This is a genomic window from Ignavigranum ruoffiae, assembly GCF_023195815.2.
Classification (GTDB): domain Bacteria; phylum Bacillota; class Bacilli; order Lactobacillales; family Aerococcaceae; genus Ignavigranum; species Ignavigranum ruoffiae.
On sequence record NZ_CP096206.2, the window covers coordinates 462,842 to 482,806 of the forward strand.

Annotated in this window: 18 protein-coding genes; 14 read left to right on the plus strand and 4 right to left on the minus strand. The window is 37.8% G+C overall.

Annotated elements, in window-relative coordinates:
• The 3 genes from M0R79_RS02215 (at position 1) to M0R79_RS02225 (ending at position 1,880) form a co-directional block, all read left to right on the plus strand.
• A complete protein-coding gene (locus M0R79_RS02215) occupies positions 1 to 603 on the plus strand; it encodes an ECF transporter S component (RefSeq protein ID WP_092572298.1) in 603 nt (200 codons plus the stop codon).
• Positions 604 to 697: 94 nt separating this feature from the next.
• Positions 698 to 1,558 (plus strand): HAD family hydrolase, encoded by an 861-nt coding sequence (locus tag M0R79_RS02220; RefSeq protein WP_092572300.1) that lies wholly within the window; start codon positions 698 to 700, stop codon positions 1,556 to 1,558.
• Complete coding sequence (locus M0R79_RS02225; protein ID WP_248416606.1) at positions 1,551 to 1,880, plus strand: hypothetical protein; 330 nt, start codon at positions 1,551 to 1,553, stop codon at positions 1,878 to 1,880. The genes M0R79_RS02220 and M0R79_RS02225 overlap by 8 nt, the downstream gene beginning before the upstream one ends.
• Before the next feature lie 294 nt (positions 1,881 to 2,174).
• On the opposite strand, the gene M0R79_RS02230 is transcribed toward M0R79_RS02225, so the two are convergent.
• Positions 2,175 to 3,203: a glycosyltransferase family 4 protein gene (locus M0R79_RS02230; protein ID WP_248416605.1), complete on the minus strand. Its 1,029-nt coding sequence runs from the start codon at positions 3,201 to 3,203 to the stop codon at positions 2,175 to 2,177.
• Between the two features lie 258 nt (positions 3,204 to 3,461).
• Between M0R79_RS02230 and rlmD the strand changes: the two genes are divergently transcribed.
• The 3 genes from rlmD to M0R79_RS02245 all read left to right on the plus strand — a co-directional run bounded on the left by rlmD (position 3,462) and on the right by M0R79_RS02245 (position 5,661).
• On the plus strand, positions 3,462 to 4,835 hold the full coding sequence (gene rlmD / locus M0R79_RS02235; RefSeq protein ID WP_310795415.1) for a 23S rRNA (uracil(1939)-C(5))-methyltransferase RlmD: 1,374 nt from the start codon (positions 3,462 to 3,464) through the stop codon (positions 4,833 to 4,835).
• Between the two features lie 257 nt (positions 4,836 to 5,092).
• A complete protein-coding gene (locus M0R79_RS02240) occupies positions 5,093 to 5,356 on the plus strand; it encodes a recombinase family protein (protein ID WP_248416604.1) in 264 nt (87 codons plus the stop codon).
• Positions 5,357 to 5,361: 5 nt separating this feature from the next.
• The gene (locus M0R79_RS02245) at positions 5,362 to 5,661 is read left to right on the plus strand and encodes a recombinase family protein (protein ID WP_248416603.1); all 300 of its coding nucleotides are present in this window, start codon (positions 5,362 to 5,364) and stop codon (positions 5,659 to 5,661) included.
• A 157-nt stretch (positions 5,662 to 5,818) separates the two neighbouring features.
• On the opposite strand, the gene M0R79_RS02250 is transcribed toward M0R79_RS02245, so the two are convergent.
• Complete coding sequence (locus M0R79_RS02250) at positions 5,819 to 6,913, minus strand: IS30 family transposase (RefSeq protein WP_248416364.1); 1,095 nt, start codon at positions 6,911 to 6,913, stop codon at positions 5,819 to 5,821.
• 278 nt (positions 6,914 to 7,191) lie between these two features.
• On the opposite strand from M0R79_RS02250, the gene M0R79_RS02255 reads away from it, so the two are divergent.
• On the plus strand, positions 7,192 to 7,572 hold the full coding sequence (locus M0R79_RS02255) for a hypothetical protein (protein ID WP_248416602.1): 381 nt from the start codon (positions 7,192 to 7,194) through the stop codon (positions 7,570 to 7,572).
• Between the two features lie 297 nt (positions 7,573 to 7,869).
• On the opposite strand, the gene M0R79_RS02260 is transcribed toward M0R79_RS02255, so the two are convergent.
• Both M0R79_RS02260 and M0R79_RS02265 read right to left on the minus strand, forming a co-directional pair.
• Positions 7,870 to 9,966 carry a heavy metal translocating P-type ATPase gene (locus M0R79_RS02260; protein ID WP_092572695.1) on the minus strand — a complete coding sequence of 699 codons (2,097 nt, stop codon included), beginning with the start codon at positions 9,964 to 9,966 and terminating at the stop codon, positions 7,870 to 7,872.
• Between the two features lie 19 nt (positions 9,967 to 9,985).
• Entirely contained in the window at positions 9,986 to 10,435 is a 450-nt protein-coding gene (locus M0R79_RS02265; protein ID WP_092572696.1) for a CopY/TcrY family copper transport repressor, read from the minus strand.
• A 1,444-nt stretch (positions 10,436 to 11,879) separates the two neighbouring features.
• On the opposite strand from M0R79_RS02265, the gene M0R79_RS02270 reads away from it, so the two are divergent.
• From M0R79_RS02270 to M0R79_RS02300, 7 genes are all read left to right on the plus strand, one after another.
• Positions 11,880 to 12,248, plus strand: a complete 369-nt coding sequence (locus tag M0R79_RS02270) for a TIGR02328 family protein (protein WP_248416601.1) — start codon at positions 11,880 to 11,882, stop codon at positions 12,246 to 12,248.
• Between the two features lie 199 nt (positions 12,249 to 12,447).
• Complete coding sequence (locus M0R79_RS02275; RefSeq protein ID WP_248416600.1) at positions 12,448 to 13,515, plus strand: alpha/beta fold hydrolase; 1,068 nt, start codon at positions 12,448 to 12,450, stop codon at positions 13,513 to 13,515.
• A 10-nt stretch (positions 13,516 to 13,525) separates the two neighbouring features.
• Positions 13,526 to 14,293, plus strand: a complete 768-nt coding sequence (locus M0R79_RS02280; RefSeq protein ID WP_092572699.1) for a glutaminyl-peptide cyclotransferase — start codon at positions 13,526 to 13,528, stop codon at positions 14,291 to 14,293.
• Between the two features lie 825 nt (positions 14,294 to 15,118).
• A complete protein-coding gene (locus tag M0R79_RS02285) occupies positions 15,119 to 16,396 on the plus strand; it encodes an ABC transporter permease (RefSeq protein WP_092572700.1) in 1,278 nt (425 codons plus the stop codon).
• A gap of 9 nt (positions 16,397 to 16,405) precedes the next feature.
• Positions 16,406 to 17,062 (plus strand): ABC transporter ATP-binding protein, encoded by a 657-nt coding sequence (locus M0R79_RS02290; protein ID WP_092572701.1) that lies wholly within the window; start codon positions 16,406 to 16,408, stop codon positions 17,060 to 17,062.
• Entirely contained in the window at positions 17,062 to 18,438 is a 1,377-nt protein-coding gene (locus M0R79_RS02295) for an ABC transporter permease (protein WP_092572702.1), read from the plus strand. The genes M0R79_RS02290 and M0R79_RS02295 overlap by 1 nt, the downstream gene beginning before the upstream one ends.
• 136 nt (positions 18,439 to 18,574) lie before the next feature.
• Positions 18,575 to 19,873: an IS256 family transposase gene (locus M0R79_RS02300; protein ID WP_248416599.1), complete on the plus strand. Its 1,299-nt coding sequence runs from the start codon at positions 18,575 to 18,577 to the stop codon at positions 19,871 to 19,873.
• Positions 19,874 to 19,965: the final 92 nt, after the last annotated feature.

Sequence of the window (19,965 nt, forward strand, 5' to 3'; positions counted from 1 at the left end):
ATGTCTGAGCATAAAACTTACAGTAATCGAAAGACCCGGGATTTAGTGATTATGGCCGTCTTCATGGCGATTATCTTCATCCAATCTTGGGTGCCAACCCTGGGTTATATTAGTTTCGGTGCCATCTCTTTAACTTTTATTCATGTGACCGTCATTATTGCCACCCTATGGCTCGGCACCAAAAATGGAATGATTATTGGCGGTGTTTGGGGTATCACTGCCATGATTATTGCCTATCTCCGCGGAACGCCATTCGAACGGTTGGTCTTTACCAATCCTCTAATTTCTGTCTTGCCCCGTTTACTGATGCCTTTGATTTTAGGCCTGATTGCCAGCTATTTATTTAAAAAAGGCGTGGGCGACAAACTTGTAGGTATGGTGGGTGGGGTCTTAGGGTCACTCCTAAATACCTTATTTGTCTTATCAGCCGTGGGACTCTTCGCCGGCAACCAATTTATTGGAACCATTGAAGGGGCGCAAATGAGTGACCTTTGGTCAATCATTGGTGGAATCATCGTCGCCAATGGCATCCCTGAAGCAATTTTTGCGGGGATTTTAACACCGCTGATCTTAGTGGCCCTGAAGAAAGCCATCCGTCGTTAGAAATTCATAGACAAGATTGTTACACTTACTTGGGTGTACAATCTTGTTTTCTATCTTTAAGCAGCAACTGAGTAAATAGAGAAGGAAGTTATGCATGGATTTAGATTTAGTAGTTATTGACTTAGATGAAACCCTTTTAAGAAGTAATAAAACCTACGACCGAGATCGTTTCGCCCGGATTAAGCAAGGGCTAAGCGACCGGGGTTGTCTCTTGATGATCGCTACCGGTAACTCGTACCACAAAGTAGTCGATTATTTCGACCAAGATGAAGGGCGGGATATTTATTTTGCTACGGATAATGGGAATTATATTGTCCAAAATGGCCAGCCCATTCACGTGGCCAAAGTTGACCCGAATATTATTCAACCAGCCTTAGCTTATATTACCTCTCAGCCTGGTTACTATCCGATGATTACCGATGGAACGATTACCTACTTCCGCCAGGAAAAACCTTCCGTGATGAAACAATTCTGGCAATATAACAATAACGCTGAAACGATTGATCAATTTGCTGATTTACCCGCTGATTTTGCGGTGACTAAGATTGCCATCCATACCGAACATAATCTGGCTGAAAGCAAGACCATGGCTCAAGAGCTCGGTCGTCGCTTCCCCACCAGTACCGTGGTAACTAGCGGAGAAGGGTGGATTGATCTGATTTCTCAACATGGAGGCAAGGGTTCAGCGGTCCAATTCCTCGAAAATAAACGGCAGATTCAACCGGCCAAGGCCATGGCTTTTGGCGACAGCCTGAACGATTTGTCGATGATGGAACGGGTTGCCTATAGTATGGCCATGGGGAATGCTGATCCAGATTTATTAGCCGCCTGTCGCTATCAAATTGCCAGCAACGAAGAGCAGGCCGTGCTTGATATCTTGGAAAGATATTTGCGAGAAGGCAACCTTGATTTCTTGACAGCCTACCAACACTCGAAAGGAGTGAATCATGGCTAAGCGTAAGAAAGGGAACAAGCCGTCGACTGCTGAACAAGAATTTGAGCAAGTCGATATCTTTTACCTACCTAAAGCAGTGGCCAGTATGTATCGGGTACTTCGACAAGCAGTTAAAGAAGAAATTATGGACTGGGCGCAGGCAAAGTTTAGCTCCGTGACCACGGTCAGTGACCCTGACGAAGGGGATGCAGTGATTGCTTTAAACGCTGACCAGGAAGAGGTTTTCCGTTATTATCTCAATCCCAATAACATTTCCCAAGCCCAACAGGCCCGAGATAAAGACCGACTGGACGATTACCTAAGTCAACTATTCGAAGATTAAGACTGGTTCAAGTAAGATATTTCTGCGAAATCTCTAGTTTGGAACTTCCTCATCTCAGCTTGAACCTGATCAGCCAAACTCTTTTATTAAATTAAGTAGAAAAATACCCGAATTGAAATTCACCGTTCATCATTGTCGACGAAGTGTTTCAATTCGGGCTGATTTTATTTTTACTTGTATTTTTCTATCTAGGATATAGATTATTTGGTGATTAAAAGTTTATATGTAGTGCTCACCGAGTTAAAAATATCATGTATCTAGCTAGCAAAGCTAGGGCAATCAACGACGCATATCTTAGGCTTTCTGAGTATAAATACGTTGGTAGTATTGCTCCCATAGTTTGGCCACGTTAGGTTCTGAATAGTATTCAGAAGCTTTCAATGACTTCGCCTTATAATCCTCAAGCACTTGCCGATTGGCCTGGAATTTATTCAGAGCCTGATGCATGGCCTGACGGTCAGCGCAAGGGTAATAATAATCATCAATAATAGCATGATAGAGTGATAAATCACGTAACATGACCGCCGTTCCTGCTGAGAAAGCTTCCAATATAGCCATCGGGAATAATTCATTGTAAGATGGTAGGAGAAAGATATCAGCGAGGTTATAATAATCATTCATCTTCTCCCGGTCAACAATGCCAGGGAAATATAAATTAACTGGCGGATTCTCATAAATTTGCTTATATTTGTCATAGCCATCGGTAATTTGACCGAAAGAGAAACCACCGGCCCAGACAAATTGAATCTCAGGGTTATCGATCGCTAACTGAACAAAATCATCAATTCCCTTGCGTTTCTGAATCTGACCCACACCCAACACGACTAACTTATCCTCAGGAATGTTTAAGGATTGGCGGAAGCCCTTTTTCTGGCTAGTATCTTGCGGGTAGAAAGATTCCTTAGACACGAAATTGGGGATATAAGTAATTTTCTCCCGCGGCAAGCCCAGGGCTACCAACTCTTCAATAAAAGAAGGATTCACCACGACCAATTGGTCCATCCGCTGATAGAACGACAGAACATAGCGACCCATCAAAGATTGAACCAAGCGGGGTAACTTAATACTCCCCTCTAACGTTTGGGGAAGGAAGTGAACCGCCCCGACCATCACGCCTCTCTTCTTACGAGCAAAGGTCGAAGCATAGTAGCGCGGATCAATGGTATGATAATGTGAGATATCACTGGCTTGATAATTGTTAATCTCAATGGCGAATTTATTGGGGAAGTATTTCTTCAACATTTGAATCAGCTCAATATAAGCTGCCCCGACTCCCTGACCCTTAACCGATTCAGCCGTAGAGAACATATGGACCCTTAACATAGGCATACTCCTTCCTAAGCCTGGTAGCGCTTAGTTACTTTGTCCATTATAGTATAAAATAAGACAAGTGAAAAGCTCGCCCAAATCAGTCCAGTATTGAAGCCAATAATGTAGCGTGTTGACATATATTGAACCCATATCAATCGACTGAGCTGATTGATGCGATTAGATTGGATACATTATCGAAATAAGAAAGATTAATAACGATTAGCATTAAAAAGACATTTAGCAAAACATGATGATTTAAGGAGAGAGAACATGGCAACAATGAAATTCCAGAAGAATCAACATTATCAAGGCCAAGTCGCAGACCTCAATACCCAAGGTGCCGGCGTGGTCAAAATCGATGGCTTTCCCTTCTTTGTCGAGGGCGTAATCCCCGGCGAAGAGATAGCATTTAAAGCCACCAAAGTTAAGAAAAATTATGGCTTTGGCCGACTGGAAAAAATAATCACAATCAGTCCAGATCGGGTTGAACTCAAAGACGACCTAGGACGACAAATCGGTACCATGACGCTGCAACATATGAATTATTCTAGCCAACTAGCCTATAAGCAAAAAGTAGTCAAGGATGCTTTCCAGCGCTTAGGTCATTTTGACGATATCGAAGTGGCACCAACTCTTGCCAGCGACCGTCAATGGCAGTATCGTAATAAAGCTCAAATCCCAGTCCGTGCCTTAAAGGGCCAATTGCAGACCGGCTTTTTCCGTAAGAATAGTCATGACCTGGTTGCTGTCGAGGACTTTCATATTCAAGAACCCGACATCGACCGAGCGATTCTATTGGTTCGCGACCTGCTCCGCCAATATCAGATTAGTCCGTATAATGAAGCCGATCACCTAGGCGATATCCGCCATATCATCATTAAACGGGGCTACTATTCAAAAGAGATGATGGTCGTCCTAGTTACCCGACAAAAGCAAGTCAAAGGATTACAAAATCTAGCCGAAGCAATCGCTAAAGCCCTGCCCGAAGTGGTCTCAATTATGCAGAATATTCAAGACCAACGAACCAATGTCATCATGGGTCGAGACAATCATTGCCTGTGGGGGCAAGACTATTTAGAAGATGAAATGCTAGGCAATCGTCTGCGAATTTCTGCCCATTCGTTCTACCAAGTCAATACTCCCCAAGCGGAAAAACTCTACCAAGTTGGCATCGACTACGCTCAATTATCAGGCCAAGAAAAGGTTCTGGATGCCTACTGTGGTATTGGCTCAATTTCCCTTGCATTAGCAAAACATGCCAAGGAAGTCTACGCCATGGAAATCGTTCCTGAAGCGATTGAGATGGCCAAACAAAATGCCCAACTCAACCACATCGACAATGTCCATTTCCAAGCAGGTCCCGCCGAGACAATCTTACCTCAATGGCAAAGCAATGGCATTCACTTTGATGTAGCCGTCGTAGACCCGCCTCGAAAAGGCTTGGATAGCCAATTTATCCAAACCCTCGTCGAGTTGTGCCCTGACCGGATTGTCTATATCTCCTGCAACCCAGCCTCCTGCGCCCGTGACTGCCGCCAATTCGCTGATGTCGGCTACCAAGTCCAAACCGTCCAACCCGTCGACATGTTCCCACAGACAGTGCATGTTGAGTGTGTAGTATTGATGCAAAAGGTGAAAGAGTAGAATGTTGTTATATCAGCTTTTTGAATGTGTGAGTCATATTCAGAGGGCTGATTTTTTAGTATAATTGTTATGAATACTGACAAAATTAAGGAATTTAGCTAATAAATATCAAGTAGTATGGGGAAACTGATCAATATTATTTAATTGGAAAAAGTAATTTTATTAATTATGAATAACCTACTTATTATTCGGTTGTTTCATATAGATAACTAGGTTAATGATTATTAATGATGTAATTTTAGAAAGTGAGGAAAGGAATGGACTTAAAGGACAATGTTTATTTCATACCCGCAAAACGTCCACCTAAACAAAAGCGGGTCGCTATATATGCTCGAGTCAGTTCTAATACTAAAGAACAGTTACGTAGTTTAGCTAATCAAGTATCAGCTTTAACCCAGAAAGTTTCCTCCGTTGAAGATTGGCTCTTAGTGGGTATCTATATTGACGTCGCTTTAGCAAAGAAAAATGCTAAGCGAGAAGAGTACAATCGTATGATTGAAGACTGTGTCAAAATAAGATAAATCTGGTGATCACTAAGAGTTTTAGCCGCTTTGGTCGAGATACTGTTGAGGCACTTGAGACAATTAGGCTATTTAAGGATCATAAAGTCCAACTTATTTTTGACCAAGAAAACTTTGATACTTTTAGGGATGATGGGGAACTCATTCTCTCTATCTATGAATCAGTGGCCCAAGCAGACAATGAATCGAGAGGTCGAAATATTAAACTAGGTCATCGTCACCGAGCTATGGACGGCATTTCCAGTCTTTATCATCGCAAGTGTTATGGTTATGATCATGATGAAGAAGGTTATTTAGTGATGTAAATTTCAAGTATAAGTTAGCCACCTAGGGTAACTAGCTATGTAACTTTAATCCTCTCTGTCAGTGACGGCTTGACAATGAGCTGAGGCATGGTAGTTTGGTTCACTAATGGGTCATTGACCGCCTTACCAAGAAAACCATGCCGAAGGAGGCTCGTTGTCAAGCGGGCACGTGTGCGCGAGCTTGTCTTTCTTTATAGAAACAGCGCTTGAAGACTTCATAAGGGGTCTCATAGCCTAAAATTTTGCGCGAATAGTTGTTCATCCATTGTTGGATGCGCCGACAATCGGCTTCAGTCACGTCTTTCATGGACGTTTCTTTGGGCAGAAATCGGCGAATCAACCCGTGTTGATTTTCACTGGTTCCTCGTTCCCAAGAGGCGTAAGGATGGGCAAAATAAACGGCCACGTCGTCAGCCAGTGTTTGACTCAACCCCGCAAATTCTAAGCCGTTATCCGCCGTAATACTCTTAAAGAGTAGCGAAAAATGGTCGCTTGCGCGTGCTCGTAAGCTTTTGAGGGCGGCGTCCACCGCTTGAGCCGTCTTGTTCTCAATCTTTAGAATGACTTCAAAACGACTCAGCCTTTCTACTAAGGTTAACAAGACGGGTTCATCTCTGCCTTTCTTGCCAATGACCGTATCAATTTCCCAATGTCCAAAAGTTTGACGGGTGTTAATTTCTTCAGGGCGTTCGTCGATGGACATCCCTAGGACTTTCTTATGGGGTCGAGTCTTCGGCGCGCTGACTCTGGAATGTCGTTTCAACTTTTCAACTAAATCAATATTTCGGGTCTGCATAATCTGGCAATCAATCCAATGATAGAGGGTCGTCGTACAAGGAATCAGACGCGGATCAATGTCGAGGACCTGCTTGGCGCGATGCACTACCACATCGGGTGACCACTTATCTTCTAACATCCGTTGATCGGCCCAATCGATAAAGACACGTGAATAGGCCCAAAGTGGTTTACGTCCACAATGTTGACGCTGATGCTCATAATCTTCTTGGCCGACTTCCGCGATATACTTGGAATATTGATAGGTATAAACCTTCCCATGTTGCTTTTGTTGACGGACTTGTTCCACCGAACCCCGTTTGATTTCGTTATGAATTGTTTGGGGCGCCCGTCCCAGTATTCGAGCAATGGCTCGGTTAGAATAGCCTTGTTTTTTCAACAATTCAATTTGGCTCCGTTCTTTGAACGATAAGTGTTTTGATTTACGATCAGATGTGGTAAAGTGAGTTTGCGTCATGTAAATTCATCCTTCTTATATTTTTGTGTGGTAACTAAAATATAACATGAATTTACATGGCTTTTATTATTTTTTAGCGGTGGCTAAGTTGATTATAAAATCCGCCTTATAAATTAGATGTTTTTTCTCCTAAAAGATGTTCTAATTCAAATAAAAGAAGAGGTAACGAATCATATAATCACGATGGTCTTAGGTTAGAAGCTATAAATCACGAAGGTGGCGTTGATTCATACACTCAAGTTTTTTACAATGGGATTATTGAAAGCGTGGAAATTAGAATGATGAATCGAGTATCAAATAATGGAGATAGTCAACCTACAATTTATCGGTGGGATAGATTTGAAGAATATTTAGCGATAAAAATAAAAGAATTGATTGAAGTTATATTGGATTATGGTATAGCTAAGCCAATATATATTTTTGTTTCTTTATTAAATGTTAAGGGAAAAACAGCAACATTTGGTGAGTGGGGAGATCAAACTCCAGGTGGCCCATTAATGCAAGATATAATCAAAATAGTACCAGGTTATATATCACATGATAATAGTTTTTCAGAAGCGATTTTTCCTGTAATGACTAACTTAGCACATGTTTTTGGTTTTGAATATACGTCACTATATTCCCCAGATGGTGAAGTTGTGAATCATTATATTAAATAATAATATCAATACTTTAAAACCAACATTCAAAAATCAATCCAACTCTTAATAACAACACACGTGGAGACGGTGGTATTATTGTCAAGAAAATAGAAAAATAAGTTATAAAAGTGTTGAAATAGGTGGCTTTTAGGATTTTAAAAGAAATCAGTTCTATAATAAATTAAAAATCGTGTTGGTAGAAAAATCGTCTACTTCTACCAACACGATTTTACAAAGAGCCAGTACTTACATCTCTTTTTTTCCTGTAAAACTATTGTATCTTGAAACTTTAAGAAGTTTCAATCATTCGATCTGTTAACCGTTATTTTTTGGATCTAAACTTAATAAAATAGCATTAATGGCGACGATGACTGTTGACACAGACATTAGAATTGCTCCTACTGCAGGACTTAATGTGATACCAATAGGGGCCAAAATTCCCGCAGCTAGAGGGATAGCTATAAAGTTATAGCCGGCTCCCCAAAAGAGATTTTGTTTCATTTTACGAGTTGTTTTTTGTGCTAATTCAATGAATGATTCAATATCTCCTGGATCGGATTGAGTCAATATGACATCTGCTGAATCCAATGCAACTTGAGTCCCAGCACCAACAGCTATACCAACGTCTGCCAAGGCAAGAGAAGGAGCATCATTGACACCGTCACCTACCATGATAACTTTCTTTCCCTCATCTTTAAGTGTTTTAACTAACTCATATTTGTCTTGTGGAGATTGATTTGATCTATATTCAATCTCTAAATCTTCTGCCGCGCCTTGAGCTGCTTTTTCATTATCACCTGTTGCCATAATTGGCTCTATATTGTTCTTTTTAAGAGCTTTAATTAACTCTTTGCTCGTTGGTTTTAATTCATCCCCTAAAGCTACAGCACCAATAGCATCATCGTTTTCTACTAAGACACTGAGAGTTGCTCCTTTTGGAATATCAATATCCAGATTACGTCCGTAGGCTTTTTGACTGATTAATTGGTAACGGTGCCCGCCTGCTTTACCCTCTACTCCGGCACCGGAAATCACATCAATCGAATCAAAAGATGTTGGACGTATATCTTGCTGCTCGGCGAAACTTATAATTGATTGAGCAATTGGGTGGCTAGATCCTCCTTCAATACCTGCCAATAAGGCAATGATTTCCTCTTTCTTATATTTGTTATTAAGAAGTTTTACATCTAATACTTTAAACTCACCAGTTGTTAAAGTACCTGTTTTATCTAAAATCATCACATCTGCATCTTGAGCTATTTCTAAGGCCTCACGGTCTTTTACTAGTAACCCACGACTTGCTCCTAAGCTCGTACTACGGGCAGTGACCAATGGAATAGCAAGACCCAATGCGTGCGGACAAGCAATAACTAATGTAGTAATAGTAAATATAACTGCTGTTGGCACATCTTCTATAACCATCCATGTTACAAAAGCAATTAGCGCGACAATAACAGCAATATAGAAGAGCCACCCTGCAACCTTTTGCGCAATATTTTCTGCCCTGGAAGGTTGACTTTGAGCTTGGCTAATTAAAGTCTGTACTTGAGAGATAAAGGACTTATCACCTGTCTCAAGCACTTTAATATAAAGAACCCCTTCTCCATTTGTTGAGCCCCCGATTACTTCATCGCCAGGGCCTTTTTTTACTGCTTTTGACTCCCCAGTTAGAAGAGCTTCATTTAAACGTGATTCGCCACGCTCGATAGTTCCGTCTGCTGGCACATTTTCTCCGGCTTGAACACGAATTAAATCACCTACCTTTAAGTCAGCAACTGGACGTGTTTCAATGGAATCATCTTCTAATACAACATGAGCATCTTTCGGCACTAACTTAGCCAATTCTGCTTGTGCATCTCCTGCTTCTCCAATAGTTTTCATCTCAATCCAGTGACCTAATAACATGATTAATAGTAATGAAGCAAATTCAAAGAAAAAGTCCATGACCTGTTCACTCGTTACGTAGCTAGTGATAACAGCATAAACACTATATAAATATGAAACACTTATACCTAAAGAAACGAGTGCCATCATTCCAGGTTCTTTTTGTTTAAATTCATCAACTGCACCTTTATAGAATGGACGTCCACCATAAATAATTAATATAGTAGATAAAATAGCTACTACAATATCAGAATATGGAAAAGTAAACTGTAATGGTAGTTCAAATCCATACATAGGGGATAAGAGCATAATAATGATTCCTAATGGCAATGACTTTAAGAATAGTTCTTTAAAGTTTCCGTGATGATGATGCTCATGCCCTCCGTGTCCGCCGTGCTCATGACCAGCATGATGATCGTGATGTTTATGGTCTCTTTGTTGTTCCGTTTTGCTATTGTTGTGTTTCAAGTGATCCATATCGCCGTGATTATGGTGACGGTGAGACGAATGTTTGTTGTTATTCTTCATTTTTAATTCCTCCTTATGCTTAATGATGATGTAAATGGCACTCGCATTGTCCTTCTGGACAATTGCAAGCCACTTCTTCTACTGCGAAAGATTTTTTCATCTCTAATATTTTTTCTAGTCGATCTATATCATCGAAGCTTAAGACATGATCTTCAATGATTCTTCCTATTACATTTCCGACTTTTTTTCGACAAATACGATTAAAAATATCTTCTGCATAATCCCTTACGGCTTCTTTCTCTTCAATATTGGCAGTATAAATAAACTTTCTACCTTCTTGCTCTGTCTTTAGAACACCTTTTCCAACTAATCGACCTAAGATCGTTTTGATAGTGGATTGTGTCCAGTCCATTTTTTCTTGCAATATGGAGATGACTTTTTTACTAGTTACTCGATCATTTGCCCAAACTACACGCATGACTTCCCATTCAGCATCTGTGATATAAGTATTAAGTTCTATATTGCTAATTTTCCTCTCCTCCTTGTTGTCTACAAATGTAAACGAGCATACTCAAAATGAGCGTACTATTGTAAACGAAATATGTCAAGTCTTTTTAATAAATTTAAGCAAAGATTATTGCGTTTGTTTTCCAATTTATTCCCAGTACTATTTGTAAGGTTATCATTGATTTACATTTATCACTTTTGCAATTTCTAAAGTTTTAATCATAGTACCATTAAGAGTTGCCAGATATACTTGGAAAAAAGAGATATTCAGTATTAATAGGTAATGAAGAAAGAATAAAAGGAGTAGATATATTCCCAAGAACGAGGCTTTCCTAAAAATTTAAATTTTATCAATACTGACCACTCGAGCCATGTCGAGTGCGTAGTATTGATTGAAAAACTCAAGGGATAAACCGCTTAAGAACGGGGTTCCTAGGCATATGATAGATGTCTAGACACCTCGTTTTTGGCTTGAGAGATAGAAATTTTGACCTGGAAGGTGATTTACCGAGGAAAAATAGAGGTACGTCTGGGGAAACAGGTCGATTGGAGTGATAAGGTGGAAAAATGATAACTGGTAACGTGATACAATTTAATGACTAAAAAGCCTTCATATAGCGGTTTTACTGGAGAGTAAAGGGGCAATATCAGGGCTTATTTAATAGTTGATTGGTAAAATAGCGGGAACTTTTTGTTATTTGAACACACTTGAATTTACTAAAGAAAATACTCCGATATTATAAATAACTTAGCAATTGTGGAGACTTAGGCGGAGAGTGTTCTCCGTCCTAACCCTTCTTTCGTAAGTACGAAAGGGAATCTCAGGCTGGTGAATAGCTAACGTCTCGAATTTTTGTTGAAGAAGAGATCATTGATCTTATTCCTACTAGCGGAGATCAAACTTCAGGAATTTTAGTAAACGTTCAAAAGCGATAGATGATAATCAATTGATTAAAAAAACTGCTCAAGACTACTTTGGGTGATAAGGACACCACTCAAGACGAGAGGTGGGTTCATAATTAAGACTATGTTAAATATCCAACGTCTTCTTATATTTCTGTCCAACCACCATAGAATGATTGTTGATATTAGAGCCACCTTAGGTAATAAGAAAATAACCAAGTGAAATTTGAATCGAATAAAGCGCCAAGCAATAGCCATAAATATGTGATCAATACTTGTGTCAGTATAATACCTAAAAATCGTACGAAACATCGCCCCCTATACTATGAATACATGTACCCTTCATTATAATAGACTAAACATTATTGAATATCATTTTCTAAGGCCTCTTTTTTAATCAACGAATGGATGTAAAGGACTGGATAGTGTGAATTCTATACCTAAGACTTCTTGCTTGATGTGCCAAAGCGATTTTAGTGTGTGTTATTGGTATGTCTAGGATTGGATAGAGTAGAATAAGAGGAAGACTTGTGAAAATAAAATAAATAGTATTAGGAGGGCGTATGAGACTTTGGCATCAGTGCTTAATTAATCGATTACCTCAGCATCAATTACTTGGTCAACACCGAGAATGTGCGGCCTTAAGGGGAAACGGCTGGGGCAAGAGACATGCGACGGTCAATTATGTATTTGACCATTCGCCATACTTATTATATCGATACCACTTATTAGTGATAGCTGAGATGGAGTCACGAGGTTATCAACCTAGTGCAGAATGGAAGGATAAGAACTATCGGGGAATGAATTGTAACCCTTATCGGGATTTACCAGAATGTGTCGTTAATCGTCCAATCTATCCAGAGCATGATCGTTATTACAAAGAAGAGTGCCTTAGCAATGAGCGATTGAAGGGAATGAATCTGGAAGACTAGGAGGTGGGCGTGTTAGTCATTACTGAAGCGTTGGTTTTCTGATGAGCTTTTGAATGGATTTATTCAGAACCTTGAAATTGACTGGATGGTTAGGTTTTTTATTGATTTTTATATGTTTAAATAAGTGGGTTTTATTTCATAGGCATTTTATATTTACTTGATAAGATTCAAGTATATTAAATAATGAAAGGAAATGTTTATGAAGAAAAGTATGTTAAAAATGATCTTAGTGAGTCAAATCGTTTTGACAGGAGGCATCTCCTCTCTACCTAACCTGTCCGTTTTAGCCCAGACACAAGAAACTACCAACCAAGCGCAAGAGTCAGCCCAAGAGGCTACCCATTCTTCTGATGAAGATAATTCCACGTCTGACAAAGAAGCTGAGAAGGATGAAATACCCACTGATCCTGAAGTGTTAAAACAAATGATCGAGAATTATGGGCAAAAAATCGAAGTAGAAAGTCATCAGATGAATGTCCTTGAACTAGGAAAAGAGAATAAAGGCAAACAAAAAACGTTAGTCTTTATGCCAGGTTTAGGAGAAGCCTCACAACCACTGACTCACAAGAACCTATTGGACCTTTTGGCTGAGAAGTATCATATTCTAGTGGTTGAACCTTTTGGTTATGGCTTGTCAGATGTAAGTCGACAAGAGCGAACGGTCGAGAATATAAATAGACAACTACATACAGCGCTTGAGAAAATGCAAGTATCAGAATATTTATTAGTTGCCCACTCCTTGTCAGGAATCTATGCCGTTAATTATGCACAAACTTATCCAGAAGAAGTTCAGGGTATTGTGGGAATGGATACAAGTACGCCAATGATGAATGGTTTCATGGATATACAGCATGAGGAAGCACCGGTGGATGATAGTGGTGTCGCTACCGATCTTCCAGAAATTCCTGATGTCGATGAAGCGGTTAATAAACAATACCAGTTGATATCTCAACTTAATTTGAATAATCCTGATGTTGCAGATGAGAGTAAGCGGTCTAATCAGGTTTTAATTGATGCCAAGGATGATAAGATTCCGAGTGGAATCCCTGCCTTATACCTCTTGGCACAGGATTCATATGAAGATATTGAGCTACGCCGTGAGTTTATGGATAAAATCACTATGAACTGGGAAGAGCAACATAAAGACCTCTCTGAAAATTCAGATGAAGTACAAACACATATCTTAGAAGGTGATCACCTTCTCTATATGACACAATACAAAGAAATGGCACGATTGATTGATGAATTCGTCAGTCAGCTTAAGTAAGGTGGTCTAGATGGACAAGAAAAAAATAACTTGTTTGAGCCTAGTCCTAATAAGTCTGTCATTCTGTCCGCGGGCTTGGGCGGGTGAAGTAGAACTTCTAGAGAAAATTAAAATCAATGAGGAACTCTTTACACAAGGCTTGGAACTGAGTCCCGACCATGAAATTGTGATGGGGACAGGTTTGAAAGGGCAATCTAAGATTGGTAAGTTTGACTTATCGACGGGAAAGTTAAAGGATACCCAGTCTCTGCCACATGACTATTTTGGCGAAGGGATTACTTATACTCCGGATGCCTTATGGCAATTAACTTGGAAAGAAAAGAAAGTCCTAAAACGAGACCCGAAGACCTTTGAAGTACTTGAAGAAAAGACGATCCCAACAGAAGGCTGGGGGATCTGTTATGATGCCCATAATGATGTGATTTGGAGATCCGATGGAACGAGTACCCTCTACAAGCATCATCCCAAAACTTTTGAATTATTAGGTCAGATAAGTATCAAAAATGGTAAACTGGCAGCTTCTAAATTAAATGAACTGGAATGGGTTGATGGCTATATTTTTGCCAACCGACTTTATCGTGATGAGATTTTCAAGATCGACTGCTCAAGTGCGGAAGTAGTGGATAAATACGATATTCGACCAATCATTGATCAAACTATGAATGACGAGGAATTAGCCAAGATCGATAGTTTGAATGGGATTGCCCATATCAAAGATCAAGAATTTTATCTTACGGGCAAGCTTTATCCTTATATTTACAAAGTCATCTTAAAATAGTTGAGTTTATGATGATTTCAAGGATTCAGCTCACAACGATGTTGTCTTAATTAGATGCTAGACCAAGAGGAAACGGGTGCTTCCTACTTGGTCTTTTTTTGTTTATAGAATAGACGAATCGTTTATTTGACCAATCTCATTATCTTTAAATGTGTATCTAACTTTGTATATTTAAGTAACGGTACAAATTCTTACCTATTACCAGCAGCAATACACGAAAAGAGTAAATGGGAATCGTTGTCCGTCTGATGAAGCTCATCATGAATCATCTATGGCACAGTCCAATGATTTCAGCAATGGCTCTGATAGAATGCATGTGTTTTTCCAAAAATTCAAGGGGCCTCATCTCTATAAATGACATAATTTGACTTACTGTCAGATGAGCTAAAGTGAATTTTCATCATATAAATTCATGGATTATATATTTTTGTGTGGAATCTACAATATATGGCGAATTTACATGGATCTATATTTTTAACAAAGGCTTAGTTGCTTATATAATCTAACAAAATTTGGAACGTATATTTCATTAACGTTTCACAAAACATGGATAAGATATTATTGAATATAGTTAAAAGTTTCTATTTTACCAAAATTAAAGAAGGAAAAATTATGGAAAACATTGTTAAGGGAAGTATGAATACTTCTTAGGTTATGCTTGAGCTTATGTTTGTTTAATGCAGTAGTTGAATAAAATATCAAATGAATAGAGATTCAGTTAAAAAATAATAATTATCTATATTGTATCCCTTGTGGGCCATGCAGAAAGGCGGGCCAAGTGGATGAAATTAGATGTTCAGAAAAATAGAGAGGAGTCGTTAGCTAGTGATAAAAAATGCTATAGCATATATAACTAGAAAAAAAAATAGAACATTGATTATTTTTGTTATTTTAACAATAGTTCTTTCTTGCTTGTTTTCTTGTTTAACAATAATGAAATCAAGCAATGAAATCGAAAAGACTTTATATAAAAGTTCGAATTCTTCTATATCAATAACAAAAAAAGATGGCAACTATTTTAACATTAATCAATTTAAAGATATGGAAAAAATAAAAGAGATTGAAGAAAAAATAATTCAATTTGAGGAATTAGCAAAAGTAAATGATGCGAAAGTCGTTGACGGAGAACAGAAAATAAATAGAGATGACTTATCTGACGAATTTAAGAATGTTGTTTCAGTCGAAGCTACGAATAATACTAAAAGAAACATTTTATTTACTAGCGGAACATTTACAATGAGTGAAGGTAAAAACATAGAAGAGAATGATAAGAATTCGGTGGTTGTTCATGAAGCGTTTGCTAAAAAAAATAATCTAAAATTAGGAGATGACGTTGATCTTGAATTCATAGACATTGAAAAAAGCGGAAAAATAAAAAGTCATAAATTTAAAATTATAGGAATCTTTTCTGGTAAAAAACAGGAAACATATACAGGATTTTCTTCTGATTTTAGTGAAAATATGGTTTTTGTAGATTATTCAACAAGTCAAGGAATATTAAATAAATCAGAAAATAATAACATTGCACATAAAATTTTAATGTATTCTAGTAGTTTAGAATCTAGCGACCGAGCCTTAAAAAAAATTAAAGCACTTAAAATTGATGAATCAAGGTATTCCATTGAGAAAGATAATAATGCGTTTGAAGAGTCTATGGAGTCAGTCAGTGGAGTAAAACATATCATTAAAATAATGACGTATTCTATTATGTTAGGTGGGATGGTTGTTCTCTCATTAATCTTGATTCTATGGTTAAGAGAAAGAATTTATGAAATAGGTATATTTTTATCTATTGGAACAACTAAGATACAAATTATTTTGCAATTTATATTTGAGTTAATATTCATATCTATACCAAGTATACTATCCTCCTTATTTTTAGGGAATCTACTATTAAAAGTAATTGTAGAAGGTTTCATTAACTCAGAGCAGTCAAGGCCATTCGGTGGAAGTTTAATAAATAGTAGCAGTTATATGTTAAGTATAACTACCCTTGTAGAAAGTTATTTATTATTAATAAGTATTATGGTTGTATCAGTTGTCATTGCTTCCTCATTAATATTAATAAAGAAACCAAAAGAAATATTATCAAAAATAAGTTAGGAGAAAATAATGGATATATTAGAAATTAAGAATGTAACTTACAGTTATGCGAATTCTAAAGAAAAAGTTTTGTCAGGAGTAAATCAAAAATTTGAACTTGGAAAGTTTTATGCGATAGTAGGGAAGTCAGGAACAGGAAAATCCACACTTCTTTCCCTACTAGCAGGACTGGATAAAGCTCAAACAGGAAAAATCTTGTGTAAGAATGAAGACATAGAAAAGAAAGGCTATAGTCATCATAGAAAAAATAATATATCTTTGGTATTTCAAAATTATAATTTAATAGATTATTTATCACCGATTGAAAATATTAGATTAGTGAATAAATCAGTCGATGAGAGTATCTTGTTTGAACTAGGCTTAGATAAAAAACAAATAAAAAGAAATGTTATGAAATTATCTGGCGGACAGCAACAAAGGGTAGCTATTGCTAGAGCATTGGTATCAGATGCCCCAATCATACTAGCTGATGAGCCTACCGGTAATCTAGACAGTGTGACTGCTGGAGAAATAATTAATATATTAAAGGCACTAGCTAAAGATAGAAATAAATGTGTCATAGTTGTCACACATAGTAAGGAAGTAGCAGATTCTGCGGATATCATTTTAGAACTATGTGGTAAAAAGTTGAAAAAGGTAAACACAATGAATTTGGAGGTTGAATAATGATAAAAAATGCATTTGCTTATGTAACTAGAAAAAGCTTAAAATCGTCAATTATTACTTTAGTTATTTTATCTATGTCAACGTTAAGTCTCATTAGTTTATCTATTAAAGATGCCACAGACAGAGCTTCAAAAGAAACATTTGCTAATATAACGACTAGTTTTTCTATGGAGATAAATAGACAAGTAAATCCAGGAACACCTAGGGGAGGGGGAAATGTAAAAGGTGAAGATATAAAAAAGATATCTCAAATAGATAGTATAGACTCCTATGTAAAGAGAATAAACAGTGTCGCAGACCTAGTTGACCATGATATTATTGAAACTCAAGATACTCTTGCGAATCAATCACCTGAAAGAGCGAAGAATTTTCAAAGAACAGTCATGTTAACAGGGGTTAACGATTCATCAAAAGAAACAAAATTTATATCAGAAGCCTATAAATTAGTAGAAGGAAAACATTTAGAAAATGAAGATAAAAATAAAATTTTAATGCATAAAGATTTAGCGAAAAAAAACAACCTTAAAGTTGGAGATAAAATAAAAATAAAATCTAATTTATTTGATGCTGATAATGAGAAGGGTGCAAATGAAATTGTAGAAGTAGAAATTAAAGGGCTATTTGATGGCCATAATAGCGCTGGTGTCATTGCAGCACAGGAACTATACGAAAATACATTAATTACTGATGTTCATACAGCGGCTAAAGTCTATGGGAATACAGAGGATACAGCCGCATACCAAGATGCAACATTCTTTGTAAAAGCTGATAAGAATCTTGACAACGTCATAAAAGATCTTGGGAAATTAGATATAAATTGGATAGAATATAATCTGATTAAAAGTTCATCAAATTATCCTGCGCTGCAACAATCTATAACAGGTATCTACTCCATTTCAAACAAATTATTTTTTGGTTCATTAATATTTGCCGGACTTGTAGTTTCATTATTGCTATTCTTATGGATGAATACTAGGAAGAAAGAAATAGCAGTCTTACTATCATTAGGGATATCTAAATTAGAGATTTTTGGCCAATTTATAGTTGAGATGGTATTTATGATGATTCCAGCACTGCTTGGTTCTTATTTCTTAGCTCAATATACTGCGGATAAGCTTGGGAACAATTTATTGAATAAGGTTACTGGTGATATAGCTAAACAAATAGCTAGGCAATCTGCTTCTAGCCAATTAGGTGGTGGGGCAGAAGCTGAAGGATTCAACAAGACTCTATCAAGTTTGGATATCAATGTATTACCTAAATTCATCATTTATGTCCTTATATTTATGAGCTTAGTACTGCTTGTATCATTAATTATTTCTTCATTCAATATATTGAGAAGGAATCCAAAAGAATTATTGATTGACAATAATTAAAAACTTTCGGTGCTTTTTTGCACCGAAAGTCATAGTGTAAAATTTCTTGTGTAACCGCCGAGTCTTCATAGAAAAAGAGACCTCATTTCTGTAAGATTGTAATAACGACAAAACAATCAAAAACAGGAGGTCCCTTATGGAAGACTTTAACACAAAATTAGTGGCAGCACTAGCCCAAGGTAAACCCATTCATGAAATTTTTTGTCAGGCTCTAGAAGATGCAGTTAACCTATTGTTAGAGACCGAGAGAACGGTATTTCTTGATTACGAGAAATGGGACGTTAAAGGTTATAATACCGGCAATTCTCGAAACGGTTATGATTCACGCACATTAAAAACAGAATACGGCACCTTACAATTAAAAATGCCACGAGATCGCTTAGGAAAACTTGATCTAAAAACCCTTCAGTGCCTCCAAACATCGTCATCTCATTTAGAACAAATGATTATTTTAATGTACCAAAAAGGGGTCACTACGCGGGATATTTCTGAACTGATTGAAAAGATGTATGGACACCACTATTCGCCCACCACGGTTTCCAATCTCTCCAAAACCTTTGAAGCGGAGTTAAAGGCCTATCGCCAACGACCCATTCAAAAAGAATATGTGTGCCTCTTTTGTGATGCCACCTTTGTCTCAGTGAAACGCAATACGGTTTCCAAGGAAGCGGTGCATATGATTGTGGGCATTAATCCGCAAGGCTATAAGGAAATTTTAGATTTCCAAGTGTTTCCTACCGAATCAGCGCTCCATTATCGCGAAATACTTCAAGATCTCAAAGAAAGAGGGGTTGAAAAAGTGCTTTTATTCGTCTCGGATGAATTAACCGGATTAGCGGATGCCTTAACCGAAGAATTTCCTCAGGCCATGCATCAAACCTGCTGGACCCATCTCTTACGAAGTTTTGCTTCGAAAGTCCGCGTAAAAGATCGCCAACATCTACTGACGGAACTGAAAGAGATTCCTAAAGCCAGTAGTATCGCAGAAGCGACCGAGCGCTTAAATCAATTTATACACCTCTGGGAAAAAACATATCCTAAGCTGATTCAACAATTAAAACTAAAACATAACTTATTTTCGTTTATGCATTTCCCGAAGGCGATTTGGGCCTCCTTGTATACTAACAATCTATCGGAAGCGATTAACAAGCAAATCAAACGCATTACGAAAGTAAAAGAACAATTTCCTCACGATGCTTCTTTAGAAAAGACGATCTATTGTTATGTCGCAGAATATAATACAAAATTTGGTCAACGCATTCATAAAGGATTCGGCAAAGTTCACTATGAGCTCATGTCCTTGCTTGAGCAAAATTTACCCGTCTATCAAGCGTGTTTAACCCAAACAGCCATGGGACACGCAAGCTTCTTAATAGTAGCCCCTAGCGCCCTATGGTTGATTCCCTCGCATTGTCGATATGTTTTATATGGATAGCGACTGAATTCATAGTAGGGGGTTATAAAACATATCGACAATGCGAGGTTGAAGGAACATTCATAAATTGAATAAATGTTTACAATCTTCAT